Source organism: Streptomyces mutabilis (assembly GCF_046628145.1).
Classification (GTDB): Bacteria; Actinomycetota; Actinomycetes; order Streptomycetales; family Streptomycetaceae; genus Streptomyces; species Streptomyces mutabilis.
Genome location: NZ_CP176874.1, coordinates 838,185 through 862,113 on the forward strand (window position 1 = coordinate 838,185; position 23,929 = coordinate 862,113).

Annotated in this window: 21 protein-coding genes; 6 read left to right on the forward strand and 15 right to left on the reverse strand. The window is 72.6% G+C overall.

What is annotated here, in order from left to right; all coding sequences use genetic code 11:
* Nucleotides 1–34 precede the first annotated feature (34 nt).
* Together ACLIN4_RS03420 and ACLIN4_RS03425 are read right to left on the reverse strand one after the other, a co-directional pair.
* The gene (locus tag ACLIN4_RS03420) at nucleotides 35–874 is read right to left on the reverse strand and encodes an alpha/beta fold hydrolase (RefSeq protein WP_307653254.1); all 840 of its coding nucleotides are present in this window, start codon (nucleotides 872–874) and stop codon (nucleotides 35–37) included.
* Nucleotides 875–924: 50 nt separating this feature from the next.
* On the reverse strand, nucleotides 925–2,430 hold the full coding sequence (locus ACLIN4_RS03425; protein WP_107480500.1) for an acyl-CoA synthetase: 1,506 nt from the start codon (nucleotides 2,428–2,430) through the stop codon (nucleotides 925–927).
* 140 nt (nucleotides 2,431–2,570) lie between these two features.
* On the opposite strand from ACLIN4_RS03425, the gene ACLIN4_RS03430 reads away from it, so the two are divergent.
* Both ACLIN4_RS03430 and ACLIN4_RS03435 read left to right on the forward strand, forming a co-directional pair.
* A complete protein-coding gene (locus ACLIN4_RS03430; RefSeq protein ID WP_411575473.1) occupies nucleotides 2,571–4,994 on the forward strand; it encodes a penicillin acylase family protein in 2,424 nt (807 codons plus the stop codon).
* 163 nt (nucleotides 4,995–5,157) lie between these two features.
* The gene (locus ACLIN4_RS03435) at nucleotides 5,158–6,933 is read left to right on the forward strand and encodes a serine hydrolase (RefSeq protein ID WP_307653251.1); all 1,776 of its coding nucleotides are present in this window, start codon (nucleotides 5,158–5,160) and stop codon (nucleotides 6,931–6,933) included.
* A 27-nt stretch (nucleotides 6,934–6,960) separates the two neighbouring features.
* Here the strand turns inward: ACLIN4_RS03435 and ACLIN4_RS03440 are convergent, their stop codons facing one another.
* From ACLIN4_RS03440 to ACLIN4_RS03460, 5 genes are all read right to left on the reverse strand, one after another.
* The gene (locus ACLIN4_RS03440) at nucleotides 6,961–7,152 is read right to left on the reverse strand and encodes a DUF2795 domain-containing protein (RefSeq protein WP_107480329.1); all 192 of its coding nucleotides are present in this window, start codon (nucleotides 7,150–7,152) and stop codon (nucleotides 6,961–6,963) included.
* A gap of 82 nt (nucleotides 7,153–7,234) precedes the next feature.
* Entirely contained in the window at nucleotides 7,235–8,812 is a 1,578-nt protein-coding gene (locus ACLIN4_RS03445; protein ID WP_411575474.1) for a phytoene desaturase family protein, read from the reverse strand.
* Between the two features lie 177 nt (nucleotides 8,813–8,989).
* On the reverse strand, nucleotides 8,990–11,245 hold the full coding sequence (locus ACLIN4_RS03450) for a tetratricopeptide repeat protein (RefSeq protein ID WP_411575475.1): 2,256 nt from the start codon (nucleotides 11,243–11,245) through the stop codon (nucleotides 8,990–8,992).
* Between the two features lie 70 nt (nucleotides 11,246–11,315).
* On the reverse strand, nucleotides 11,316–12,185 hold the full coding sequence (locus tag ACLIN4_RS03455) for an oxygenase MpaB family protein (protein ID WP_382024926.1): 870 nt from the start codon (nucleotides 12,183–12,185) through the stop codon (nucleotides 11,316–11,318).
* A 49-nt stretch (nucleotides 12,186–12,234) separates the two neighbouring features.
* Nucleotides 12,235–12,612 (reverse strand): four-helix bundle copper-binding protein, encoded by a 378-nt coding sequence (locus ACLIN4_RS03460; RefSeq protein WP_100046063.1) that lies wholly within the window; start codon nucleotides 12,610–12,612, stop codon nucleotides 12,235–12,237.
* A 153-nt stretch (nucleotides 12,613–12,765) separates the two neighbouring features.
* Here ACLIN4_RS03460 and ACLIN4_RS03465 point away from each other — a divergent pair, with 153 nt between their 5' ends.
* Genes ACLIN4_RS03465 through ACLIN4_RS03480 form a run of 4 tightly spaced genes read left to right on the forward strand, consistent with a single transcriptional unit; the run spans nucleotide 12,766 to nucleotide 15,625 of the window.
* Nucleotides 12,766–13,170 carry a ChaB family protein gene (locus ACLIN4_RS03465; RefSeq protein WP_107477697.1) on the forward strand — a complete coding sequence of 135 codons (405 nt, stop codon included), beginning with the start codon at nucleotides 12,766–12,768 and terminating at the stop codon, nucleotides 13,168–13,170.
* Nucleotides 13,171–13,207: 37 nt separating this feature from the next.
* Nucleotides 13,208–13,564, forward strand: a complete 357-nt coding sequence (locus tag ACLIN4_RS03470; RefSeq protein WP_107477692.1) for a DUF6479 family protein — start codon at nucleotides 13,208–13,210, stop codon at nucleotides 13,562–13,564.
* Nucleotides 13,565–13,601: 37 nt separating this feature from the next.
* The gene (locus ACLIN4_RS03475) at nucleotides 13,602–13,952 is read left to right on the forward strand and encodes a hypothetical protein (protein WP_107477691.1); all 351 of its coding nucleotides are present in this window, start codon (nucleotides 13,602–13,604) and stop codon (nucleotides 13,950–13,952) included.
* A 50-nt stretch (nucleotides 13,953–14,002) separates the two neighbouring features.
* Nucleotides 14,003–15,625 carry a cytochrome b gene (locus tag ACLIN4_RS03480; protein WP_381915823.1) on the forward strand — a complete coding sequence of 541 codons (1,623 nt, stop codon included), beginning with the start codon at nucleotides 14,003–14,005 and terminating at the stop codon, nucleotides 15,623–15,625.
* On the opposite strand, the gene ACLIN4_RS03485 is transcribed toward ACLIN4_RS03480, so the two are convergent.
* From ACLIN4_RS03485 to ACLIN4_RS03520, 8 genes are all read right to left on the reverse strand, one after another.
* A complete protein-coding gene (locus tag ACLIN4_RS03485) occupies nucleotides 15,544–16,011 on the reverse strand; it encodes a cytochrome c oxidase subunit 4 (protein WP_381915825.1) in 468 nt (155 codons plus the stop codon). The two genes, ACLIN4_RS03480 and ACLIN4_RS03485, sit on opposite strands and share 82 nt — an antisense overlap.
* A 4-nt stretch (nucleotides 16,012–16,015) precedes the next feature.
* Nucleotides 16,016–17,701 carry a cytochrome c oxidase subunit I gene (gene ctaD / locus ACLIN4_RS03490; protein ID WP_411575476.1) on the reverse strand — a complete coding sequence of 562 codons (1,686 nt, stop codon included), beginning with the start codon at nucleotides 17,699–17,701 and terminating at the stop codon, nucleotides 16,016–16,018.
* A gap of 57 nt (nucleotides 17,702–17,758) precedes the next feature.
* A complete protein-coding gene (locus ACLIN4_RS03495; protein ID WP_107477688.1) occupies nucleotides 17,759–18,937 on the reverse strand; it encodes a CaiB/BaiF CoA transferase family protein in 1,179 nt (392 codons plus the stop codon).
* A 110-nt stretch (nucleotides 18,938–19,047) separates the two neighbouring features.
* Nucleotides 19,048–19,245, reverse strand: a complete 198-nt coding sequence (locus ACLIN4_RS03500; protein ID WP_100046084.1) for a hypothetical protein — start codon at nucleotides 19,243–19,245, stop codon at nucleotides 19,048–19,050.
* A 105-nt stretch (nucleotides 19,246–19,350) separates the two neighbouring features.
* Nucleotides 19,351–20,292 (reverse strand): TerC family protein, encoded by a 942-nt coding sequence (locus tag ACLIN4_RS03505; RefSeq protein WP_107477687.1) that lies wholly within the window; start codon nucleotides 20,290–20,292, stop codon nucleotides 19,351–19,353.
* A gap of 121 nt (nucleotides 20,293–20,413) precedes the next feature.
* Nucleotides 20,414–21,613 carry a zinc metallochaperone AztD gene (gene aztD, locus ACLIN4_RS03510; protein ID WP_411575477.1) on the reverse strand — a complete coding sequence of 400 codons (1,200 nt, stop codon included), beginning with the start codon at nucleotides 21,611–21,613 and terminating at the stop codon, nucleotides 20,414–20,416.
* Nucleotides 21,614–21,705: 92 nt separating this feature from the next.
* Nucleotides 21,706–22,674, reverse strand: a complete 969-nt coding sequence (gene aztC / locus ACLIN4_RS03515; RefSeq protein ID WP_107477685.1) for a zinc ABC transporter substrate-binding protein AztC — start codon at nucleotides 22,672–22,674, stop codon at nucleotides 21,706–21,708.
* On the reverse strand, nucleotides 22,671–23,915 hold the full coding sequence (locus ACLIN4_RS03520; protein ID WP_411575478.1) for a hypothetical protein: 1,245 nt from the start codon (nucleotides 23,913–23,915) through the stop codon (nucleotides 22,671–22,673). Before ACLIN4_RS03520 ends, aztC begins: the two co-directional genes overlap by 4 nt.
* Nucleotides 23,916–23,929 lie beyond the last annotated feature (14 nt).

Here is a 23,929-nt window from a genome sequence, read left to right on the forward strand (position 1 = left end):
CCACGGGCCGCGCGGTGATCGTCTTCCGGTGGCCTCAGCACTGTCCGAGGAAAGCGGCGACACGCCGTACGAACCACCGGGGGTCGTCCAGCCACGGATAGTGCCCGGCACCGGGCTGGACGACGGCCTCGGCGCGCGGGAAGACATCGGCGCAGCGGCGGGCGAGGCAGGGGCGGGGGCCTCCGTCGAGCGCGCCGGCGAGGACGAGGACCGGGGCGGCGAGGCCGGCCAGCGCGGCGCGGGTGGCGGGCGGATCGTAGGCGCCCGGGGAACCGTAGACGTCGGCGGCCTCGTCGTTGGTCTCCGCCTCGTCGCCTGCGAAGTGGGACCGGGCGGCGTCGTCCCAGCGGCCGTAGAAGAAGGGGGCGAAGACGGGGTCGAAGTCACCGGTCCCGGCCAGCCAGGCCCGGAAGGGGCCGATCGCCGCTCCGTACCAGGGCTCGTCCTCGCGCAGCCGCGCCGCGGCCAGCCGGTCCTCGGCCGTGGCCGGCATACCGAGCGCCCATGGGGTGGCGGCGATCAGGGAGAGGCTCGCCACGCGGGCGGGGTACCGGGCGGCGTACCGCATGGCGAGGCTGCCGCCCGCCGAGTGCGCGAGGACGTCCATGCGCTCCAGGCCGAGGTGGGCGCGGAGCGCCTCCACGTCGTCCACGAGCCGGTCGCAGCGGTACGTCGCCGGGTCCGCGGGTACGGCCGAGTCGCCGGTGCCGCGCAGGTCGAGCAGGACCAGCGTGCGGTGGGCCGACAGTCCGCCCAGGTCGCCCAGGTAGGCGGAGGCCCGCATGGGGCCGCCCGGCAGGACGACCAGCGGCGGGCCGTCGCCCCTGAGGTGGTAGGCGAGTCGGGTCCCGTCGTTCGCGGTGAGGGTCGGCACGGCGCCGATCATCGACGTCGGCGACCGGCGCCGCAACGCGATCGGCCGGGTCACGAAGCGGTGAACCGGTTCCGCAGCTCCCGCTTGAGGATCTTTCCGCTGGCGTTGCGCGGCAGCGCGTCCACGAAGCGCACTCGCTTGGGTGCCTTGAACGGGGCGAGCTTCTCGCGGGCGTGGGCGATCAGCTCGTCCTCCGTCACCTCCCCGCGCGGGACGACGACCGCCGTGACCGCCTCGATCCACCGCTCGTCGGGCAGGCCGATGACGGCAGCCTCGGCGACGGCCTCGTGGGTGTAGAGGGCGTCCTCGACCTGGCGGGAGGCGACCAGTACACCGCCGGAGTTGATGACGTCCTTCACCCGGTCGACGATCGTGAAGTAGCCGTCCGCGTCCCGCACGGCGAGGTCGCCGGAGTGGAACCAGCCGTCGCGGAAGGCGGCCTCGGTCTCCTCGGGTTTGTCCCAGTAGCCCTGGCACAACTGCGGGGAGCGGTAGACGACTTCGCCGGGGGTGCCGTCGGGGGCGTCCTTGCCGACCTCGTCGACGATCCGTGCGTCGACGAAGAGGACGGGCCGGCCGCAGGAGTCCATGCGGCCCTCGTGCTCGTCCGGGCCGAGGACGGTGGCGAGGGGGCCGATCTCGCTCTGGCCGAAGCAGTTGTAGAACGCGAGTCCGGGCAGGTGGGCGCGCAGCCGCTCCAGGACGGGGACGGGCATGATGGACGCGCCGTAGTAGGCCTTGCGCAGGCCGCCGAGGTCGCGGGTGGGGAAGTCGGGGCGGTTCGCGAGGCCGATCCACACCGTGGGCGGTGCGAACAGGCTGTCCGCGCGGCCGGCCTCGATCAGGTCGAAGAGGCGGTCGCCGTCGGGTGCGTCGAGCACGATGTTCGTCGCGCCGACGGCGAGGTAGGGCAGCAGGAAGACGTGCATCTGCGCCGAGTGGTAGAGCGGCAGGGCGTGCACGGGGCGGTCGCCGGCGCGCAGGTCGAGGGCGGTGATGGCGCTCAGGTACTCGTGCACCAGCGCCCGGTGGGTCATCATCGCGCCCTTGGGCAGGGCGGTGGTCCCCGAGGTGTAGAGAAGCTGCACCAGATCCTCGCCGCCCGGCTCGGGGCCGTCGTACGGGGGCGCCTCGGCCAGCCGGGCGAGCAGTGAGCCGTCGGCGTCGCGCAGGGGCAGCGTGCGCACGTCCCGCGGGAGCCTCGCGGTCAGGTCCGGGTCGGTGAGGACGAGGGCGCTGCCGGACTGGCCGACGATGTAGGCGAGGTCGTCGCCGGTCAGGTTCTGGTTGACCGGGACGTGCACCAGGCCCGCGCGGGCGCAGGCCAGGAAGGCGATGAGGTAGGCGTCGGAGTTGTGCCCGTAGGTGGCGACCCGGTCGCCCGGGGACAGGCCCTCGGCCAGCAGGACGCTCGCCGCGCGGGAGACCGCGGTGTCGAGTTCGTCGTACGTCCAGGTGCGGTCGCGGTACTCCACCGCGGCGCGGGCCGGAGTGCGCCGGGCACTGCGCCGCAGCACCCCGTCGACCGTGCTGCCGTGTCCGGGCGTCAGCGTCATGGCCCGATCCTCGGCCGGTGGGCGGGGCGGGTCAAGTCATGTGCGTGGCACCGAAAGCCGTCGTGTCATGCCACTGACACCTGCACATACCGACTGGTACGCTCGGCCGCTCCTTTCCCACGAAGACGTCGGGAGGCACGATGCGCATCCGCCCGAGACGGCTCGTCGCCGCGGCCGTCGCGCTGCTGACCGCGGCGACCGCACTGCCCGCGGCCGCCGCCGACGGACCCGCCCGCGGCCGGCACGAACGTCCGTCCCACGGCGGACTGTCCGCCGTCATCCGCTACACCGAGTACGGCATCCCGCACATCGTCGCCGAGGACTACGCCGACCTCGGCTTCGGCACCGGCTGGGCGCAGGCCGCGGACCAGGTCTGCACGCTGGCCGACGGTTTCGTGACCGTGCGCGGTGAGCGTTCCCGCTTCTTCGGCGCCGACGCGGCGTCCGACCTCTCGCTCTCGTCGGCCGGCACCAACCTCTCCAGCGACCTGTACTTCCGGGGCGTGCGCCGGGCCGGCACCGTCGAGAAGCTGCTCGCCGAGCCGGCGCCGCGCGGCCCCAGCCGGGACGCGAAGGAGCTGATGCGGGGCTTCGCGGCGGGCTACAACGCCTGGTTGGAGCAGAACCGGATCACCGACCCGGCGTGCCGGGGCGCCGCGTGGGTGCGGCCGGTCACCGCGCTGGACGTGGCCGCGCGCGGCTTCGCCCTCTCCGTGCTCGGCGGGCAGGGCCGCGCCGTCGACGGCATCACGGCCGCACAGCCGCCGGCCGACGGCTCCCGGCAGGCGTCCGCTCCGGAGCCCGGCGCCGACGCGGCCGCACGTGCCGCCCGGGAGCTCTTCGCCGCCGACGACGCCGACATGGGCTCCAACGCCGTCGCCTTCGGCGGGCGCACCACCGCGAACGGCCGCGGCCTGCTGCTGGGCAACCCCCACTACCCGTGGCACGGCGGGCGCCGCTTCTGGCAGTCGCAGCAGACCATCCCGGGACGGCTCGACGTGGCCGGCGGTTCCCTGCTCGGCTCCGCCACGGTGTCCATAGGCCACAACGCGCACGTCGCCTGGAGTCACACCGTGGCCACCGGCGTCACCCTCAACCTCCACCGGCTGTCGCTCGATCCGGCCGACCCGACGGTCTACCTGGTGGACGGCCGGCGCGAACGGATGACGAAACGGTCCGTCACCGTCCCGGTGCGGAACGGCGCCCCGGTGACGAAGACCCAGTGGTGGACCCGGTACGGCCCGGTGGCGACCTCGCTCGGCACCTCGTTGCCGCTGCCCTGGACGTCCACCACGGCGTACGCCCTCAACGACCCCAACGCCGCCAACCTGCGCGCCTCCGACACCGCGCTCGGCTTCAGCCGGGCCCGCGGCACGGACGACGTACTGGACTCGCTGCGCCGCACGCAGGGGCTGCCGTGGGTGAACACCATCGCCGCCGACTCGCGGGGCCGCACGCTGTTCACGCAGTCGCAGGTGCTCCCCCGCATCACCGACGAGCTCGCCGAACGCTGCTCGACGGAGCTCGGCAAGGTCACCTACCCGTCCTCCGGGCTCGCGGTGCTCGACGGCTCGCGCGGCGAGTGCGCGCTAGGCAGTGACCGGGACGCCGTTCGGCCCGGGATCTTCGGTCCCTCGCGGATGCCGACGCTGAAGGACGCGCCGTACGCGGAGAACTCCAACGACAGTGCCTGGCTGGCCAACGCGGACCGGCCGCTGACCGGCTACGAGCGGGTCTTCGGCACGGTCGGCACCCAGCGGTCGATGCGGACGCGGGGCGCGATCGAGGACGTGGCGGCCATGGCGGACCGGGGCGGGCTGACCGTACGCGACCTGGAGCGGCAGCAGTTCGCCGATCGCGTGCCCGCCGGTGACCTGGCCGCGGAGGATGCGGCACGGGCCTGCGCCGCGCTGCCGGGCGGCACGGCACAGGACGGCGAGGGCAGGTCCGTGGACGTGCGGGAGGCCTGTGACGTGCTCGCCGGCTGGGACCGCACGGTCGACACCGGCAGCGAGGGGGCGCTGCTCTTCGACCGGTTCTGGCGGGCGCTCACCAGGACGGTGCCCGCCGGGCAGTTGTGGAAGGTGCCGTTCTCGGCCGCGGACCCGGTCGGCACGCCGAACACGCTGAACACCGGCGCGCCGGGCTTCGCCACCGCGCTGGCGGACACGGTGGGCGAACTGCGGGCGGCGGGCATCCCGCTCGACGCCCGGCTCGGCGAGCACCAGTTCGTGGTGCGGGGCGGCGAGCGCCTACCCGTGGGCGGGGGTACGGAGTCGCTGGGCGTCTGGAACAAGATCGAGCCGGTGTGGGACCCGGCCGGCGGCGGGTACACGGAGGTGACCACCGGCTCCAGTTACATCCAGGCCGTGGGCTGGGACGGCAGCCGCTGCCCGGTGGCGCGCACGCTGCTGACCTACTCCCAGTCGTCCAACCCCGCCTCGCCGCACCACGCCGACCAGACCCGGCTGTTCTCCGGCGAGCGGTGGGTGACGTCCCGCTTCTGCGAGCGCGACATCCGGTCGTCACCCGAGCTCCGCGTCGTCCGGGTGCGCGAACGCTGAACCACGCCGCCCCCGCGACCCGTCCGGCGCTCTGCCGGGCGGGTCCGGCGCCCTGTCGACTCCGCACGCCCCATTGACACGACCCGCGTCCTGACAGGAAAGTTTCACCCCGCACGGCGATCCAGGAAAGATACTTTCAGCTTCGACGGCGGGAGGCTCTTCGATGGCCGGACAGGTGACGAGCGGATTCACACGGCGTCAACTGGGCGCCGGAGCCCTGGCCCTGGGCGGCGCCCTGGCCGTCGCCCCGTTCGCGGCCGGACCGGCCGAGGCCGTCGCGGACCGGGGTCGCCACCCCACCCTGCGGCGTGGTTCCGCCGAGCGCGCCGGCCTGCTGCCCGGCCATCTGCGCCGGCTGGTCACCGACGCGGAGGCGTTCCTCTCCCCTTCGCCGAAGCACCCGTGGTACGCGGGCGCCGTGCTGCTCGCCGGCCGGGGCGGGACGGTGGCACTGCACGAGCCGATCGGCATGGCGGTGCGCTACCGGGCGTACGACGAGGAGACCGACACCGGGATCGAGTTCCCGGCCGGGGAGCAGATCCCCATGGCCGGGGACACGGTGTTCGACCTCGCGTCGATCTCGAAGCTGTTCACCTCGATCCTCGCCGTGCAGCAACTGGAGCGCGGCGCGCTGGAGCTGGAGGCGCCGGTCGCCTCGTACCTGCCGGACTTCGGCCGCTCCGGCAAGCAGGACGTGACGGTCCGGCAGCTCCTGACGCACACCTCCGGCTTCCGGGCGTGGATCCCGCTGTACCGGGTGCCCACGTACGAGGAGAAGGTCCAGCTCGTCTACGACGAGGCGCCCGTCAGCCCGCCCGGCACGGCGTACCTGTACTCGGACCTGAACATGATCTCCCTCCAGTTGGTGCTGGAGGAGGTCACCGGCCGCACCCTGGACGTCCTGCTGCGCGACGAGATCACCGCCCCGCTCGGTCTCGACCGCACCCGCTACAACCCGCCCGCCTCCTGGAGACCGAGGATCGCGGCCACCGAGGACGCCCGGCAGCCCTGGTCGGGTCTGGACCGGGGGCTGGTGTGGGGCGAGGTGCACGACGAGAACGCGTTCAGCCTCGGCGGCGTCGCCGGCCACGCGGGGGTGTTCTCCTGCGCCTGGGACCTGGCGGTGCTCGGCCGGACGCTGCTCAACGGCGGTTCCTACGGGCGGGCGCGCATCCTGCGGCCGGAGTCGGTGGAGCTGATGTTCACCGACTTCAACACCGACTTCCCGGGCGACGAGCACGGCCTCGGCTTCGAGCTGTACCAGCACTGGTACATGGGCGCGATGGCCACTCCGCGCACGGCCGGGCACACCGGCTTCACCGGCACCTCGCTGGTGCTGGACCCGACGACCGACTCGTTCCTGGTGGTGCTGGGCAACTCGGTGCACCCGGTGCGCGGCTGGCGCTCGGGGTCGGCCCCCAGGGTCGCCGCGGGAACGAACTTGGCACGGGCCGTGCCGGTCCGTCCCGCGCACGGGCGTACGGCGTGGTTCTCCGGGACGGCGGGCTCGACCACGGCCACGCTGACCCTGCCCGCGCTGGACACGTCCGGCGGTGCGGCGCGGCTGCGGTGCGCGCTGTGGTGGGACACGGAGCCCGGTTCGGACGCCCTCGTCCTGGAGGCCACCACCGACGGCGGCACCACGTGGACGCCGGTGCCGTTCACGACCGCGCGCCGCGGCCAGGATCCGCGGGAGCACCCGGCGGGTTCGGTCACCGGCTGGTCGGGCCGCGTCTGGCACGGGCTGACGGCGGCGCTGCCGGCCGCCCGCGGCCTCACCCTGCGCTGGCGGTACACGACCGACCGGCTGTACGTGGGCCGCGGAGCGTACGTCGACGGGCTGCGCGCCGAGGCCGCGGGCGACGTGCTGTTCCACGACGCGCGCCCGGCGGACGCGGCGCGGATCGAGGCGGTGGGGTGGACGGCGTCGGCCGACTGACGGGTCGTACGCGTCCGGTGGTGTCCGCTAGTCGTTGAAGACGGCCTTCTGCACCTCGTTGGGGCCGTCGAAGCTGTTCTCCTTGAGGCCGTCGAGACGGCTCACGACCTTGTCGTCGGCCTTGTTCTTGCGGGCGCACTCGACGAGCGACTTCTTGTCCGTCGGGTAGTCCATGCCGCTGAGCGCCTTCTGCAGGTCGATGGGGCTGAGGTCCGCCATGGCAGGCTCCTTGTCGTGCTGGTCGCGTGTACGGAATTTCCGTTATGTCGCGGTACCCAGCCCCGTCCGGCGCATGCGTGCGTCAGCTCCGCGTCCGCTCCAGCACCGCCATCGCCGCGTTGTGCCCCGGCACCCCGCTGACCCCGCCGCCGCGCACCGCGCCCGCCCCGCACAGCAGGACGTTCGCCTGCCCGGTCTCCACGCCCCAGCGGCCGGTGCCGTCCTGGGCGTGGGGCCAGGACAGCTCGCGGTGGAAGATGTTGCCGCCCGGCAGGCGCAGGTCGCGCTCCAGGTCCAGCGGCGACCTGGCCTCGACGCAGGACCGTCCGTCGGCGTCGGTCGCCAGGCAGTCCGCGAGGGGTTCGGCCAGGTGGGCGTCGAGCTGGGCGAGGGTCGACTTCAGCAGTTCGTCGCGTACGGCGTCGTTGTCCCCCGCGAACAGACGAGCGGGGGTGTGCAGGCCGAACAGGGTGAGGGTGTGCATGCCCCGGGCGGCGAGGTCCGGGCCGAGGACGGTGGGGTCGGTCAGGGAGTGGCAGTAGATCTCGGAGGGCGGGGCGGCGGGCAGCTCGCCCGCGGCGGCACTGGCGTGCGCGGCGGCCAGCTGCGCGTAGCCCTCGGCGATGTGGAAGGTCCCGGCGAAGGCCTCGCGCGGATCGGCGGCGGGGTCGCGGAGGGCGGGGAGCCTGGTCAGCAGCATGTTCACCTTGAGCTGGGCGCCCTCGGCGGGCGGCGGCGGTGCCTGGCCCGTGAGCGCCGCCAGCTCCCGCGGGGAGGCGTTCACCAGGACGTGGCGTGCGGCGGCGACGCCCTCGCCGTCGGCCGAGCGGTAGGTGACCTCGGCGGCTCGTCCGTCGGTGTCGATGCGCACGGCCTCGTGTCCGGTGGCGAGCACGGCACCGGCCGAGCGTGCCGCGCCGGCCAGGGCGCCGGTGAGGGCTCCCATGCCGCCGACCGGGACGTCCCAGGCGCCGGTGCCGCCGCCGATCACGTGGTAGAGGAAGCAGCGGTTCTGGCTCAGGGAGGGGTCGTGGGCGTCGGCGAAGGTGCCGATCAGCGCGTCGGTGAGGACCACTCCGCGTACCAGGTCGTCCGCGAAGTGCTCCTCGATCGCGACGCCGATCGGCTCCTCGAACAGGGCACGCCAGGCCGCCTCGTCGTCGACCGTGCGGCGCAGTTCCTCCCGGGTGGGCAGCGGTTCGGTGAGGGTCGGGAAGACCCGCCGGGCGACGCGTCCGGTCATGCCGTAGAACCGCTGCCAGGCCGCGTACTCCCGGTCCGAGCCGGTGAGCCGGTCGAAGGACTCCCGGGTCCGCCGCTCGCCCCCGCCGACGAGGAGGCCGGTCGGTCGGCCGTTCCGCTCGACGGGCGTGTACGAGGAGACGGTGCGCCCGCGCACCCGGAAGTCCAGGTCCAGGTCCCGCACGATCTTCTCGGGCAGCAGGCTGACCAGGTACGAGTACCGCGACAGCCGCGCGTCGACCCCGGCGAACGGCCGCGTGGACACGGCGGCCCCGCCGGTGTGGTCGAGCCGCTCCAGCACCAGCACGGAGCGCCCGGCGCGGGCCAGGTAGGCGGCGGCGACCAGCCCGTTGTGGCCGCCGCCGACGACGACGGCGTCGTAGGTACGGGAGGCGGGGGGCGGCGTGGGCGACGTCATGGCTCTTGTTAGCACGGTGCTGCTTCGGGCTGCCAGAGGCGCGCGCCGGCCCGGCCCGGGGTGGGGCGTAACCCCCGGGCCGGGCGGACGCGGTGCCTCACGCCCGGCGGCGACGCCACGTCACACGTCCGCGCCCGGCCCGGCGCGCCCCGCGTCGCCGGGCCGGCGCTGCGCGTTTCAGCGCCCGGCCGCGTGTGCCGCCCCGGATCGGTGGGCTCCCGACCTGCGCAGGACAGCCACCCTGCGGTACAGCTCCACGGCCTCGGCCGCGCGGCCGAGTTGTTCGAGGCAGTGGGCCTCGTCGTCGCGGCCGGCCAGGGTGTCGGGGTGGTCGGGACCCAGGACGCGTTCGCGGGCGGTGGCGACTGCGCTGTACTCGGTGAGGGCGGCGGACCAGCGGCCCAGCCAGCCGAGGGCGACGGCGATCTCGCGGCGGCTGACGAGGGTGTCCGGGTGGTCCGGGCCGAGGACGCGGGCGCGGATCGCGCACACCTCGCGGGACTCGGCGAGGGCCTCCTCCCAGCGGCCGAGGCGGCCGAGGTTGACTCCCAGTCCGTGGCGGGCGCGCAGGGTCTCGGGGTGTTCGGGTCCCTGGGCGCGCGTCCGGTCGTCGATCAGCCCCTCGTACAGGGTCAGCGCTTCCGCGCTGCGGCCGAGACGCCCGAGACTGATGCCGATCTCGTAGCGGGCCGCGAGGGTGTCGGGGTGATCCGGGCCGAGCGCCCTCCCGCGGGCCTCGGCGACCTCCCGGTAGGCGGCGAGGGCCTCCTGCCAGCGGCCCAGCCGGCCGAGTTCGTAGGCCACCTCGTAGCGGGTGACCAGAGTGTCGGGGTGATCGGGGCCGAGCACCCGGGCGCGGGCCTCGGCGACCTCACGTGCCATGCGGTGGGCGTCCTCCGTGCGGCCCAGCCGGCCGAGGTTGAAGGCCAGGTTGTGCCGGCAGCGGAGGGTGTCCGGGTGGTCGGGGCCCATGACGCGCTCGCGGGCCGCGAGGACCGACGCGTAGACCTGGTGGGCGTCGGCGTGCCGGCCCAGCCGGCCGAGGGTGTAGGCCATCTCCTGGCGGACGGCGAGGGTGTCGGCGTGGTCGGCGCCCAGCACCCTGATGCGGGCCTCGGCGACGCGCTTGTAGGCGCGTAGTGCGTCGGCGGCGTGACCGGTGCGGCTGAGGGTGAAGGCGGTCTCGTAGCGGCTGGCGAGCGTGTCCGGGTGGTCGGGGCCGAGCAGGCGCTCGCGTTCCTCGGCCACCGCGCGGTGGATCGCGCGGGCCTCCTCCCAGCGGCCGAGCCGTCCCAGGCTCAGTCCGGCGTTGTGCCGCCCGGCCAGCGCGGCGGCCGCCTCGGACGTCGGTCCTGGGCGGACTTCGGGAGCGGGCGGCGCGGCCCCGGAGCCGACGGGCCGCGGGACCCAGTCGGCGGACAGACCGGAGGCGGGGTCCGGCGGCGTGGTGCGCAGGCCGGTGGCGGTCGCCTTGTGGCCGGTGGTCATGCCGTCGGTCCAGGACGGCAGCGCGGCCCGGCCACCGCCGACCGGCTGGGGCGTCCGGGTCCGGGGCGCCACCACGGCCGGCGCGTACGCCGGCGACGTGCGGCCGGCGGTGATCCTCCGGCCCAGTTCCCGGGCGTCGTCCGGACGCCGGTCCGGCCGCTTGGCCAGGAGGTCCAGGATGATCCGGTCCAGGTAGGCGGGCAGCTCGGGACGGTGGGTGCGAGGTGGCTCGGGCTCGGTGTCGCGGTGGCCGACGAGGATCGCCCAGGCGTCGTCGAGGTCGAACGGCGGCACCCCGGTGGCGATCTCGTAGAGCACGCAGCCCAGCGAGTACAGGTCGCTGCGCCGGTCCACCTCGTCGCCGCCGATCTGCTCCGGCGACATGTAGTGCGGGGTGCCCATGGCGATGCCGGTGCCGGTCAGCCGGGCGGTGAACCCGACGTCGTGGCCGAGCCTGGCGATGCCGAAGTCGCAGATCTTCACGGTGCCGTCGGCGAGCCGCACGATGTTCGCCGGCTTCAGGTCGCGGTGCACGATGCCCTGGTCGTGGGTGTACGCGAGCGCGGCGGCGACCTGTTCGGCGATGTCGACGACGTCCGCGACCGGCAGCGGATGGTGCTTGTTGTCCTCCAGCAGCCGGCTCAGGTCGCGCCCCTCCAGCAGCTCCATGACCAGGAAGAGCACGCCGTCGCTCTCGCCGAAGTCGTGCACGACGGTCACTCCGCGGTGCTGGAGCGCGGCGGCCACCCGGGCCTCGCGCCGGAACCTCTCCCGCAGGACGCGGGTGAAGGCGTGGTCGTGCTGCGCGCCCAGCGGTTTGAGGCACTTGACGGCGACGCGTCGCCCCAGTGACTCGTCCCGCGCCCGCCACACCTCGCCCATGCCGCCGCGCCCGATCCGCTCCAGCAGCCGGTACCGGCCCTGGATCAGCGTGCTGTCCCCCATGACTACGCCCGCCCCCGTAGTGATGCGTCCCGTCAGCTGCGCCCTCCCCTGGCGGGTCCAGTATGGCGGTTTATGGTCCGAGTTTGTATGGTGCCGGGCGCGCGGCCGGTCCGAGCCGTGCCATGGCGCGCAGGATGTGTTTGGGCGGCAGCTGCCAGCGCAGACGTGCGGGGATCGTGCGCAGCGCGGTGCCCGTGGCGCGCAGTCGCCGGGTGACGGTGACGGGATCGGGGGCCGCTCTGCCGTAGAGCTCGTGCGCGTACGGCGGTAGGGAGTCGTACGCCAGTTGCGCCACCCGGTGCCACAGCAGCGCGCGTGCGGGGACCAGGAGCGGGTGCACGGGCGGGCGGCGCAGGAAGTCGTCGACCTCGTGCGCGTCGTCGCCGGCGGCCAGCTCGGGCCGTACGCGCGCGAAGTAGGCGGCCAGTGCGGCGCGGTCCGCGGGCACGGCGGCGGGGTCGAGGCCGACCAGGCGGGCGCTGTGCCGGTGTTCGGCGAGGTAGCGGTCGGCGTGGGCGTCGGTGAGCGGGAACCCGGATCGGCGCAGGACGTGCAGGTAGGAGTCGATCTCGGCGCAGTGCACCCACAGCAGCAGTGCAGGTTCGTCGACACCGTAGCGCTCCCCCGTGTCGGGGTCCGTCGCGCCCAGCAGGCGGTGGATCTTCCGTACGCGGGCCCCGGCCCGCTCTGCTGCCTCGGTGGTGCCGTACGTCGTCGTGCCGACGAAACTCGCGGTGCGCATCAGGCGGCCCCAGGCGTCGCGCCGGAAGTCGCTGTTCTGCATGACGCCGCGCACGGCGCGCGGGTGCAGCGCCTGGAGGTACAGGGCGCGGATTCCGGCGATCCACATCATCGGGTCGCCGTGCGCCTGCCAGGTCACCGAGCCGGGGCCGAACAGTCCCGGGTCGCCCGCCGGATCGCCCGCCCGCGTGAGCGTCATACCGGCAGGCTAACGCCCCGCGCGCCGCGGCCCCAGGGTGCGGCGGTGGTCAGCGCAGGGTGGCCAGGAACTCTCCGCAGGCACGGGCGCAGGCGCGGCAGGCCTCGGCGCTCTCCTCGGCGCCCGGGTGGGCGTCGAAGACGTGGGCGCTCTCCAGGCACACCTGCCGGCACCACTCCAGCTGGACGCGGATGGCGGTCTCGTCCACCTGGTTCTGTTCGGACAGCACCCGGCAGGTCGCGTCGCAGACCTCCGCGCACATGATGCCCTTGCGTCGTACGAGTTCCTGGTTCTCGGTCCCGTCCGGGTCCACGAGGCTCGCCCGCAGGGCGCAGGCCCGCGCGCACTCGGTGCACGCCTGCGCGCAGGCGAAGCGGTCCTCGAGGAAGCGGAACAGTTCCTGCTGGGAAGTCGTCGTCGATGTCACACCGCGCGGGTTGCCGCTGCGGACGGTGCCAAACCGCCGGGCCCGGTGTTCCCAAGGGTTCCGGCCCGTTTTCCGGGTGGCCCGGCGGGCACCCGTGCGCTCTCCCGACGCTGGTGACAGCGAGAACGTCCACGACTCGCGGAGGTGCAGGACATGCCGGGACGACAGGAACTGCCGTCGACGCTGGAGCGCTCGCCCCAGGAGGCCCAGCGGACCTGGATCAAGGCGCACGACTCGGCCGTGGAGGAGTACGGCGAGGGTGAGCGCGCCCACCGGGTGGCGTACGGGGCGCTGAAGCACAAGTTCGAGAAGGTCGGCGATCACTGGCAGCGCAAGGAGGGCGGTCGCAAGGGCCCGTCCGACCCGCAGTCCGCGCGGCCTCGCGGACAGGGCGGGCGCAGTGGTGAGGGCGTCGACGAGAAGGCCTCCAAGGAGCACCTGTACGGCATCGCCAAGGAGCTCGGGGTGGAGGGCCGGTCGCGGATGTCGAAGGCGGATCTGCTCGCGGCGATCCGGAAGGCGAACCGTTCACGGACGCGGTCCGCCCGGTCGAGCTGAGCTGGTTGGTGGCGTGGACCGAGGGTACCCGCGCTCCATGACGAACGCATGGATGGACCTGGCCGCCGGTGGCGGCGGCATCGGCATCGGCATCGGTGTCGCAGCGGTCGTGGTCGTGGCCCTGCTGATCGGGGCGTTCGCCTTCGGCAGCAGGCAGAAGCGCAAGGAGTCGCCGCCGCCGACCCCGGAGGAGCAGCCCCGCATGCCCGACGAGGGGCCCGTCCGCGAGGTGCGTGAGCGGCGGGAGCCCGACGAGATGCCCCGCACTGACGAGCGGACGCTGCCGCACGACCTCGGCAACCAGGGCAGCCGCACCGCCCCCGGGCAGGAGCGGCCCCGCTGGGACGAGGGCGGCAGCGGCTCCTTCGGCAGCGGCGGGCCGGGCGGACGCTGACCCACTGAGCAAGCCCGTACAGAGAGAAGTGAGAACCATGGCCGACCCTGCTCGCAACACCCTGCCGTTGCCCGACTACGACCATTTGCCGATCGGCGGCCTCGAGAGCCGGATCCGGTCATTGGGCGCGGAGGAGGTGGAGGAGCTGCTGGCGTACGAACGGTCGCACGCCGACCGCCTCCCCGCCACGGAGCTGCTGACGGCCCGGCTGGAGCAGTTGAGGTCCGGCGCGCAGCCGTCCTCCGGCGACCCGGGAGCGGTACGTCCGGAGCAGGGGCAGGGCCGCACGGGCTCCCCCGTGTCGCCCTCGACCTCACCGCAGCCGTTCTCCCCGCCGCCGCACGGTACGCCGGACCAGCGGGGCAAGCCGAAGGGTGACCGTACGTAGCCCGTGCCCCCACGGGCGTAGTTTCCGGCACGGGCGGGAACCCATGCGCCGTGCTGTTGAAGAGGAGAAGGGCCCGCGCCGGCGCGCGGGCCCGCCACGCGGCCGAACGCGCCGTTGACCGGGCCGACGGACGGCTTCCCGTCTCCGAGGGCGGGCGACTGCTGCGCAAGGCCTTTCCGGAGCACTGGTCGTTCCTCCTGGGCGAGATCGCCCTCTACAGCTTCGTGGTGCTGCTGCTGACCGGTGTGTGGCTGACGCTGTTCTTCAAGCCCTCGATGACGGAGGTCGTCTACGACGGGTCGTACGAGCCGTTGCTCGGGCTGAGCATGTCGGAGGCGTACCGCTCGACGGTGGACATCGGTTTCGACGTGCGCGGCGGACTGCTGATCCGGCAGCTGCACCACTGGGCGGCGCTGGTGTTCCTGTCGGCCATCGGAGTGCACCTGCTTCGCGTCTTCTTCACCGGGGCGTTCCGCCGGCCGCGTGAGGTCAACTGGCTGATCGGCGTGACGCTCTTCCTGCTGGCCCTCGTCGAGGGCTTCGCCGGCTACTCGCTCCCCGACGACCTGCTGTCCGGGACGGGGCTGCGCATCGCGCAGGGCATCATGCTGTCCGTCCCGGTGGTGGGGACATACCTCAGCATGTTCGCCTTCGGCGCGGAGTATCCGGGCGAGGACATCGTTCCGCGGCTGTACTCGCTGCACATCCTGCTGGTCCCCGGGCTGCTGCTGGCGCTGGTGACGCTCCATCTGATCCTGGTCTTCCATCTCAAGCACACCCAGTGGGCGGGGCCCGGCCGCACCGACCGCAACGCGGTGGGAAAGCCGATGTTCCCGCAGTTCGTGACCAACTCCACGGGCCTGTTCTTCATGGTCTCCGGCGTCCTGACGGCGCTCGCGGCGGTCGCGCAGATCAACCCGATCTGGGCGTACGGTCCCTACCGGCCCGACGTCGTCTCCTTCGGCTCGCAGCCGGACTGGTACGTCGGCTTCCTGGAGGGTTCGCTGCGGCTGATGCCGCCGTTCGAGACGGCGGTCTGGGGTCACACCGTCATGTGGAACGTCCTGGTGCCCGCGGTGGTGCTGCCGGGCGCCCTGTTCGCGGTGCTGTACGCCTACCCGTTCTTCGAGCGCTGGGTGACGGGCGACCACGGGGAGCACCACCTGTGCGACCGGCCCCGGGACAAGCCCGTGCGCACCGGGCTGGGCGTCGCCGCGATCTGCTTCTACGGGGTGCTCCTGCTGGCGGGCGGCAACGACATCCTCGCTCATGTCTTCGACGTCTCGATCAACTTGCTGACGTGGGTGTTCCGGATCTCCCTGGTGCTGCTGCCGCCGATCGCGTTCATGGTGACCAAGCGGGTGTGCCTGGCATTGCAGGAGCGGGAGCGCGAGCGGCTCGGCGAGGGCGCGGAGACGGGCCGGTTGTCGCAGACGCTCGCGGGGGGCTACGTCGAGAGCCATGTGCCCCTCGACAGCGAGGAGCGGTACGTGCTGCGGTCGCGGCGGGAGCCGGAGCCGCTGGCGCCGACGGCGCCCGACGGTGAGGCACCGCATGTGGGGCGGCTGCGGGCGGCGCTCAGCGAGTGGTACTACGGCGACCGGGTCGACGTGGAGGAGGCGGAGCCGGAGGATTCCCGGCCGGATCCCTCCCCGGAGGCGCTGGAGCGCTGAGCGTCCCGGCCGGCGTACTGGAAGACGAGGCCGAACACGGCCAGGGCGAGGAGGCCGAATCCGATGAGGGCGAGCCACAGGCCGTAGACGATGCCGAGGGCGAGGACGACGGCGCCCAGGGCGGTCGTGACGGGCCAGGGGCTGTGCGGCGGGAAGAAGTCGAGCGGCCCCGCGGCGTCCAGGACCTCGGCGTCCGCGCGGTCCTGGGCCCGCAGGCCCCTTTTGCGGTACTGCACGCGCAGGAAGAACGCGACGAGCGAGGCCATCAGGAAGGCGATGGTCAGGGCGGCGGTGCCGGCCGGCTCGTGGGAGAACCAGCCGTAGCCGGCGGCGGTGACGGCGAAGAAGGCCGCCACGCCGGTGAAGAGTCGGGCTTCGGTCCTCACCGGGCTACTGCTTCCTCTGCTCGTGCCGCTGGTCGCGTCGCGCGATGTCCGGGTGGTGCAGGTCGAACGCCGGGGACTCGGAGCGGACCCGGGGCAGCGAGGTGAAGTTGTGCCGCGGGGGCGGGCAGGACGTGGCCCATTCGAGGGAACGCCCGTAGCCCCACGGGTCGTCGTGCTCCGCCTTCGGGCCGTACTGGCGGGTGCGCCACACGTTGTAGAGGAACGGCAGGGTGGACAGGCCGAGCAGGAAGGCGCCGACGGAGCTGATGGTGTTCAGGGCGGTGAACCCGTCCGCGGCCAGGTAGTCGGCATAGCGGCGGGGCATGCCCTGCTCGCCGAGCCAGTGCTGGACGAGGAAGGTGGTCTGGAAGCCGACGAAGAGCGTCCAGAAGTGGATCTTCCCGAGCCGTTCGTCGAGGAGCCTGCCGGTGAACTTGGGCCACCAGAAGTAGAAGCCGGCGAACATCGCGAAGACGACCGTGCCGAACAGCACGTAGTGCAGGTGGGCGACGATGAAGAACGAGTCCGTCAGGTGGAAGTCCAGGGGCGGGGAGGCGATGAGGACGCCGCTCATGCCGCCGAGCAGAAACGTCATCAGGAACCCGAACGACCACAGCATGGGTGTCTCGAAGGACAGCGAGCCGTGCAGCATCGTGCCGATCCAGTTGAAGAACTTCACTCCCGTCGGCACCGCGATGAGGAAGGACATCAGGGAGAAGAACGGCAGCAGCACCGCGCCGGTGGCGAACATGTGGTGGGCCCACACCACGGCGGACAGCATGGTGATGGCGATGGTGGCGCCGACCAGGCTGACGTAGCCGAAGATCGGCTTGCGGCTGAACACCGGGATGATCTCGGAGACGATGCCGAAGAACGGCAGGGCGACGATGTAGACCTCGGGGTGGCCGAAGAACCAGAACAGGTGCTGCCACAGCAGCGCCCCGCCGTTCGCCGCGTCGAAGATGTGCGCGCCGAACTTCCGGTCTGCCTCCAGCGCGAGCAGCGCGGCGGTGAGGACGGGGAAGGCCGGCAGCACCAGGATCGACGTGAACAGCACGTTCCAGGTGAAGATCGGCATCCGGAACATGGTCATGCCGGGGGCGCGCAGGCACAGGATGGTGGTGATGAAGTTGACCGCGCCGAGCGTGGTGGACACGCCGGTCACCACCAGCCCCATGGTCCACAGGTCGCCGCCCGCTCCCGGGCTGAACACCGCGTTGTTCAGCGGCGCGTAGGCGAACCAGCCGAAGGCGGCCGCTCCCTGGGGTGTCAGGAACCCGGCCACCACCATCAGGCCGCCGAACAGGTACAGCCAGTACGAGAGCGCGTTGAGCCGGGGGAACGCCACGTCCGGGGCACCGATCTGCAACGGCATGATCGCGTTGGCGAACCCGGCGAACAGCGGGGTCGCGAACAGCAGCATCATGACGGTGCCGTGGACGGTGAAGAGCTGGTTGTACTGGTGCGCGGTGAAAAGCTGGAGGCCGGGGCGGGCCAGCTCACCGCGCATCAGCAGGGCGAGGACGCCGCCGAGGAGGAAGAACCCGAAGGACGTCGTCATGTAGAGGTTGCCGATCACTTTGTGATCGGTCGTGGTCGCCCATCGGGCCAGCGCCCGCCCGAGCGTGCGGTCGGTCCGCTGCCGCGCCGCAGCCCGACGCGGCGGCTCCGTCCTCCTGTCCACCGCCATGCGGCGGAGGGTACCCAGGCGCCCCGGGCGCAGTCGCAGGGCGCGCCGGGGTCGGCGTCAGGTGCCCGTCCCCTCAGCGGCCGGGAAGACGTCGTCAGTGTGTTCGCCCAGCTCAGGTGGTGCGAGGCGATAGCGCGCCGGGGTGGCCACGAGACGGATCGGATGGGCCACCTGGCGGGTGCCGGCGACGTCCACGACGACCTCGACGCCCAGCCGTTCGGCGTAGGAGAAGGCTTCGTCGAGGGCGTTGACCGGGCCGGCCGGCACTCCGGCCGCGGGCAGTGCGCCGGCCCAGTGGTCGGCGCCGCGGGTGCGCAGCCGGTCCTGGAGGAGCGACCGGAGTTCACCGCGGTGGGCGACGCGGTCGGGATTGGTGCGGAACCGGGCGTCGTCGGCGAGTTCCGGCGCGCCGAGCAGCGCGGCCAGCGCGGCGAACTGCCGGTCGTTGCCCACCGCGAGGGCGATCGGCCGGTCCGCCGTGTGGAAGGTCTCGTACGGGGCGATGCTCGGGTGGGCGTTGCCGAGCCGGCCCGGTACGACGCCCGCCGCGACGTAGCCGGAGGCCTGGTTGGCCATCGCCGACAGCAGTGAGCCGAGCAGGCTGACCTCGACGAGCTGGCCCTCGCCGGTGCGCTCGCGGTGGCGCAGGGCGGCGAGGATGCCGACGGTGGCGTGGAGTCCGGTGATGACGTCGACGAGGGCGACACCCGTCTTGGTGGGTTCGCCGTCCGGTTCCCCGGTGACGCTCATCAGTCCGCCGACGGCCTGCACCAGCAGGTCGTAGCCGGGCAGCTCCGCGCCCGCTCCGGTGCCGAAGCCGGTGACGGAGCAGTAGACGAGCCGGGGGTCGGCGGCGAGCAGTTCCTCGTGGCCGAGGCCGAGCTTCGCCATGGTGCCGGGGCGGAAGTTCTCCACCACGACGTCCGAGCGGGCGATCAGCTCGCGCGCCCGGTCCCGTCCCTCGTCGGTGGCGAGGTCGAGGGTGACAGACCGCTTGTTGCGGTTGACGCCCAGGAAGTAGGTGGAGGTGCCGGAGGCGTCAGCGGGCGGGCGCCAGGCGCGGGTGTCGTCGCCGGTGCCGGGGCGTTCCACCTTGACGACCTCGGCGCCGAGATCGGCGAGGAGCATCGTCGCGTACGGTCCGGCGAGCACGCGGGAGAAGTCGGCGATCCGCAACCCGGCGAGGGCCGCCGTGCCGTCCGCCGCGTGGTCGGTGAGCGTGGTGTCAACGGGCATGGCGTGATGGTGCGCGCTCGGCGGACCTCTCACACGTGACCTGCGCCACGCGCACGCGGCTCCGGGCCGGACGGCGCCGGGGCCGCGCCAGGCGTTCCGGACCCTGGGGCCTAGCGGCGCCGCTCCTGGTCGGACGCGCCGCAGTCGGGGTTCCGGCAGGTGCCCCGGTGCCAGACCGGGACGTAGATGCCGAGGGTCTTGTGGCGCGTGACCTCCGGGGGCACATGGTGGCCGCAGCGGGGGCAGACGTCCTCGCGCGGCGAATCCGTGTGCTGCGTTTTCGTGCCTTCGGTTTTCGTCTTCTGCATGTGACTGGCCATGATTCTCACCAACACCAGCGAGAGTTTTGAAAAGCCTTTGCCCCCACTTTACGGTCAAATGTGCGAAGGGGACAGTGGAGCGCCGATCCGGCCTCACCGGGATTTCTCGGGGCGCCGCAGGCTCATGATCACCGAGATCGCCAGGACCACGACGATGACCGCAAGGCTCAGCGTGGACGGGATCTCCGGCACGGAGGGGCTGATCATCTTGTGGCTCGCCTGGAGGATGAGCTTGACGCCGATGAAGCCGAGGATGACCGCCAGTCCCGTGCTCAGGTAGTGGAAGCGGTCCAGCAGGCCCGACAGCATGAAGTACAGGGCCCGCAGGCCCAGGATGGCGAAGGCGTTGCTGGTGTAGACGATGAAGGCGTCGTCGCTGACGGCGAGCACGGCGGGCACGCTGTCCACGGCGAAGATCAGGTCGGCCGCCTCGATCGCGGCGACGACTGCCAGCAGGGGCGTCGCCACCCGCTTCCCCGCCTCCTTGACGAAGAACTTGTGGCCCGCGTACTCGTCGCGCACGGGGACGAACCGGCGCAGCAGGCGGACGGCGAAGCTCCGGCCCGGGTCGAAGCTCTCCTCCTCGCCCTTGAGAATCTTGTACACGCTGTAGAAGAGGATCGCCGCGAAGACGAACAGGACGGCGGTGAACCGGCTGACCACGGCCACGCCGGCGGCCAGGAAGACACCGCGGAACACCAGGGCGCCCATGACTCCGAAGAACAGGACGCGATGCTGGTATTCGCGGGGCACTTTGAAATAGGCGAAGATCAGGGCGAAGACGAAGAGGTTGTCGACGGAGAGGCTCTTCTCCAGCAGCCACGCGGTGGTGTACTCCGTTCCCGCCGTGCCGCCGAGGACGAGGAAGACGACCGCGCCGAAGACGAGGGCGAGTCCCACCCACAGTCCGCTCCAGGCGGCGGCTTCCTTGAAGCCGATGACGTGGGCGCTGCGGTGGGCGAGCAGGTCGACGACGAGTGACACGACCACCGTGGCGGCGAAAACCGCCCAGAGCCAGAACGGCACATCGAACATGCGGGCCTCGCAGTGATCCGCAGGGACGGCCCCCCTCCATCCGAGTGTGCCCTACACACGCGGGTGGGTCGCCCGGAGCCGGGTCGACCCACCGCGCTCGTCACCGCGCGGGAGTGCCGGGTCAGTGACCGGCGACCACTCCTGACAGTTCGTTGGTGCCCTTCGGGAGCGTCACGGACGTGACCTTCTCCCCCGACTCCAGGTCGATGGCGTGCAGGCCGCGCGTGCTCGGCTCGGAGACGTAGGCGGTGTGGTCACGGACGAAGAGCGTGGGCCTCGGCTGCTGCCAGTCCAGCGGCTCCTGCCACTCGCCCACCGCGGGGATCTTCTCGGTGACCTTGCCGCTGCCCGGGTCGATGACGTGGATCGCGCCGTCGGTGCCGAGGACGAGTGCCTCGCCGTGCGGTCCGCGGGCGAGTGAGCGGAAGGAGTAGCTGGTGCCGAGGTCGACCAGGCGCAGCTTCGCCTTCTCCGTGTCGATCAGCGAGATGCGCGTGGGCCGCTCCAGCTCCGCGTCCGGGTCGGTCTTGTAGTCGCCCAGCAGGACGGGCGAGGCGTCGCTGCCGGCCTGGTTGCCGATCCGTCCGTAGTCGTCGGGGGCGTCCACCTTGGTGAACTTCCCGTCCTTGTAGAGCAGCACCCCGTCCTCGCAGCCGACCGCGATCGCCTCGCCCTCGGCCGCCGCTTCGCCGTGCACGCCGGGGCAGTCCTCGTTGCGGGCGATCTCCTCGCCGTTCTCGTCCAGGACGAGGGCTCCGGTGCGCTTCTCCTCGTTGCCGATCGTGGTGAGGAGCTCGCCGTTCGCCAGTTCGATGGCGACCCCGTGGTGGGCCTCGGCCGTGGTGTAGGTGCGGCCCTCCGGCTTCTTGCCGGTGCTCAGGCCGGCGGGGTCGAAGACGTTGACCTCGCCGGTGCCGTCGGTGAAGAGCACCGTCTTCCCGGCGTGGCGTACGACGTGTCCGGGCTTGGCGCCCGGGTACTCGATGTCGGTGAGGGTCTGGCCGGCGGCGTCCAGGACGCGGAAGCCGCTGTCGGTGGAGACGATGACGTGGTCCTCGTCCCCGGCGGGGTTGACCCGGTTGAAGCCGGGCAGCTCGATGGTCCTGGCCGGCTTCAGGCTCTTGCCGTCCAGGATGTACAGGCCGCCGTCGAAGGTGGCCACCAGCGGGTCCGTGACCGCGGCGGCGGGTGTGACGCTCGCGGTGTCCTGTGCCTTCGCGTCGGACGAGGAGCTGTCGCCGCCGCAGGCGGTCAGCACCGTGGACACCGCCAGGGCGAGTGCCGCCCCCGTGAGCGTCCTGTTGCGTATCGATGTGTTCACCGGTGTGTTCCTTTCCGGGCCGCGGTGTGGCGGCGTGTGATGAGGAAGGGGTGCCGGCCGGTCGGCCGGAAACTGGGAAGCCGGGAGCGGAGTCAGCCGCCGGCGAGTCCGTCGGTCATGGCGGTGGTGTTGGCGCGCATCATCCGCAGATAGGTGTCGGCGCCCTCGCCCTTCGCGGTCAGCGACTCCGAGTACAGCTCGATGACCCGTACGTCGCCGCCCATTTCCGTGCGCAGCACCTCGGCGAGCCGCTTGGGCCGGGAGGAGTCGGCGAACACGGTGCGCACTCCGGCCTGTTCCATGGCCCGGGTGAGGGAGCGCAGGTCGGAGGAGCTGGGCGAGGCCAGCGTCGTACCGCTGGGGATCACGGCGCCGATGACGCGGAAGCCGAACCGTTCGGCGAGGTAGCCGAAGACGTGGTGGTTGGTGACCAGGGCGCGTCTGTCGTCGGGGACGCGGTCGAAGGAGTCGGCCATCCAGGCGGACAGGTCCGCGAGTTGCTCGTCGTAGCGGGTGGTGTTGGCGCGTATCGCCGTCTCGTCCACGCCGTCGACGTGCTTCACCACCTGGTCGGCTATGAGGCCGGTCGCCTTGCGCACCCGGTCCGGGTCGGTCCAGAAGTGCGGGTCGGGCCGGCCGGCCTCGTCGGCGGGACCGCCGTCGTCACTCGTGTGGAAGCTGATGGGGTCGACGGCCTTGCCCACCTCGAAGGTGGCCACCCCGGCCTCTCGGGCCGCGTCCACGTGCCGCAGTACGTTCTCCTCCAGGCCCAGGCCGTTGAAGACCACCAGGTCGGCCCCCTCCAGTTCGGCTGCCTGTACGGCGGACAGGCCGAAGGAGTGCGGGTCCGCGTTCGGCTTCATCAGGACGGTGACCTCGGCCTCGTCGCCGACGATCTGCCGGGTGACGTCCCCGAGGATGTTGGTGGTGACGACGATGCGGGCCTTGTCGTCGGTGGTGGCGCACGCCGTGGCGGCCGCCGCCGTGGTCAGGGCGAGCAGGCCCATCAGCAGACTGCGCAGCCGGGCCATCCGCACCCGTGCGCGCGTCGTGCCCCTCATCGGCCGGTCTCCGTCATCAGGCCGGGCTCGATGTCCAGGTCGAAGGTGCGGGCGATGCGCAGGTCGTCGTTGTAGTCGACCTCGTACACCCGCCGGCCCGCGGGGTCGTTGACGTAGGCGCGGCTGCGGTCCACCTCGATGACGGGGCCGCTGCCGCCGGTGCCGGTCCTGCCGGGCGCGGCCAGGAGGGGCTCGGTCGCGGCGACTTCCTTCCCGGTGGTGATGTCGTACCCGTGCAGCGCGCCGTCGGTCTCCAGGACGAGCAGCGCGGAGCCCTCCCCCGCCGTGTTGGCGGCGACGACCGGCCCGGTCTCCACCCGGGTCCACGTGCGGTCGGTGACGTCCAGGACCCACACGGCGCGGTCACCGGCCGGTGCGGTGAGGGTGTCGCTGCCGGCCCGGTGGCGGAAGGCCGTGGCGCGTTCCTTCGCGGGTGTCTCCGCGCCGTACGGGATCTTCCGCGCGGTGAACGCGCCGTCGTCCGCGCTGACGAGCAGGGCACCGTCGGCGCAGCCGAGGACGACTCCGCGCCGGGTGACCGCGTCGCCCCGGGGTTCGTCGCACTCCGCGTCCGGCGAGGCGACGCGCTTGCCCTCGCGGTCGTACACCGTGACCTTCGTGGTGCCGTCGTCGCCGGTGAGCGCGAGCAGGTGTTCCTCGTAGGGCACCACGGCGCCGGAGTGCACCCCGTCGAGGGTCCGGGCGGCCGGTACCCCGCCGCCCTCCAGCTCCGTCCGGTCGTACAGCCTGGTCCGGCCGTCCCGGTCGGTCACCGCGGTCACGGTGGCGTCGCTGCGGACCTCGGCGTGCGGGCCCACGGGGAGGTCGCCGACGTCGCGTATCGCCGCCCGGTAGTAGTGCACGTGGTCGCCGTGGTCGACCGTCCAGGCACCGGTGTCGACCACGTGCGTACCGCGGGAGGTGTCGAAGTAGCCGAAGCGGCCGTCGGTGTTCAGCCGGGTCGCACCCGCCGCGTCCGCCGTCCTGTGCACCTTGCCGGTGATGAGGTCGAGGACCCGGGTGCGGCCGCTGCCGGGGTCGCCGAGCAGCAGACGGGACTGCTGCTCGGCGGCCTCCTCCGCCCCCTCGACGTATCCGTGGGGGGTGACGGACGGTGAGCTCTCGGCCGGGGCGGACGTGTCGTCGGGTCCCCCGGCGCAGCCGGCGGTGAGCAGCGCGGTGAGGACGAGCGCGGCCGATGCCCGTGAGGTTGTCGTGTTCGTTCGGACGGTCAGGACCATCGCGTCTGTATTCC

Excerpts from the sequence above, each read along its gene's own strand:
- ACLIN4_RS03505 (WP_107477687.1), bottom strand. The coding sequence starts at position 20,292 with ATGTTCGATGTGCCGTTCTGGCTCTGGGCGGTTTTCGCCGCCACGGTG.
- ACLIN4_RS03465 (WP_107477697.1), top strand. The coding sequence starts at position 12,766 with ATGCCGGGACGACAGGAACTGCCGTCGACGCTGGAGCGCTCGCCCCAG.
- ACLIN4_RS03425 (WP_107480500.1), bottom strand. The coding sequence starts at position 2,430 with ATGACGCTGACGCCCGGACACGGCAGCACGGTCGACGGGGTGCTGCGG.
- ACLIN4_RS03470 (WP_107477692.1), top strand. The coding sequence starts at position 13,208 with ATGACGAACGCATGGATGGACCTGGCCGCCGGTGGCGGCGGCATCGGC.
- ACLIN4_RS03475 (WP_107477691.1), top strand. The coding sequence starts at position 13,602 with ATGGCCGACCCTGCTCGCAACACCCTGCCGTTGCCCGACTACGACCAT.
- ctaD (WP_411575476.1), bottom strand. The coding sequence starts at position 17,701 with ATGGCGGTGGACAGGAGGACGGAGCCGCCGCGTCGGGCTGCGGCGCGG.
- ACLIN4_RS03430 (WP_411575473.1), top strand. The coding sequence starts at position 2,571 with ATGCGCATCCGCCCGAGACGGCTCGTCGCCGCGGCCGTCGCGCTGCTG.
- ACLIN4_RS03445 (WP_411575474.1), bottom strand. The coding sequence starts at position 8,812 with ATGACGTCGCCCACGCCGCCCCCCGCCTCCCGTACCTACGACGCCGTC.
- ACLIN4_RS03455 (WP_382024926.1), bottom strand. The coding sequence starts at position 12,185 with ATGACGCTCACGCGGGCGGGCGATCCGGCGGGCGACCCGGGACTGTTC.
- ACLIN4_RS03520 (WP_411575478.1), bottom strand. The coding sequence starts at position 23,915 with ATGGTCCTGACCGTCCGAACGAACACGACAACCTCACGGGCATCGGCC.
- ACLIN4_RS03495 (WP_107477688.1), bottom strand. The coding sequence starts at position 18,937 with ATGCCCGTTGACACCACGCTCACCGACCACGCGGCGGACGGCACGGCG.
- ACLIN4_RS03435 (WP_307653251.1), top strand. The coding sequence starts at position 5,158 with ATGGCCGGACAGGTGACGAGCGGATTCACACGGCGTCAACTGGGCGCC.
- aztC (WP_107477685.1), bottom strand. The coding sequence starts at position 22,674 with ATGAGGGGCACGACGCGCGCACGGGTGCGGATGGCCCGGCTGCGCAGT.
- ACLIN4_RS03500 (WP_100046084.1), bottom strand. The coding sequence starts at position 19,245 with ATGCAGAAGACGAAAACCGAAGGCACGAAAACGCAGCACACGGATTCG.
- ACLIN4_RS03450 (WP_411575475.1), bottom strand. The coding sequence starts at position 11,245 with ATGGGGGACAGCACGCTGATCCAGGGCCGGTACCGGCTGCTGGAGCGG.
- ACLIN4_RS03440 (WP_107480329.1), bottom strand. The coding sequence starts at position 7,152 with ATGGCGGACCTCAGCCCCATCGACCTGCAGAAGGCGCTCAGCGGCATG.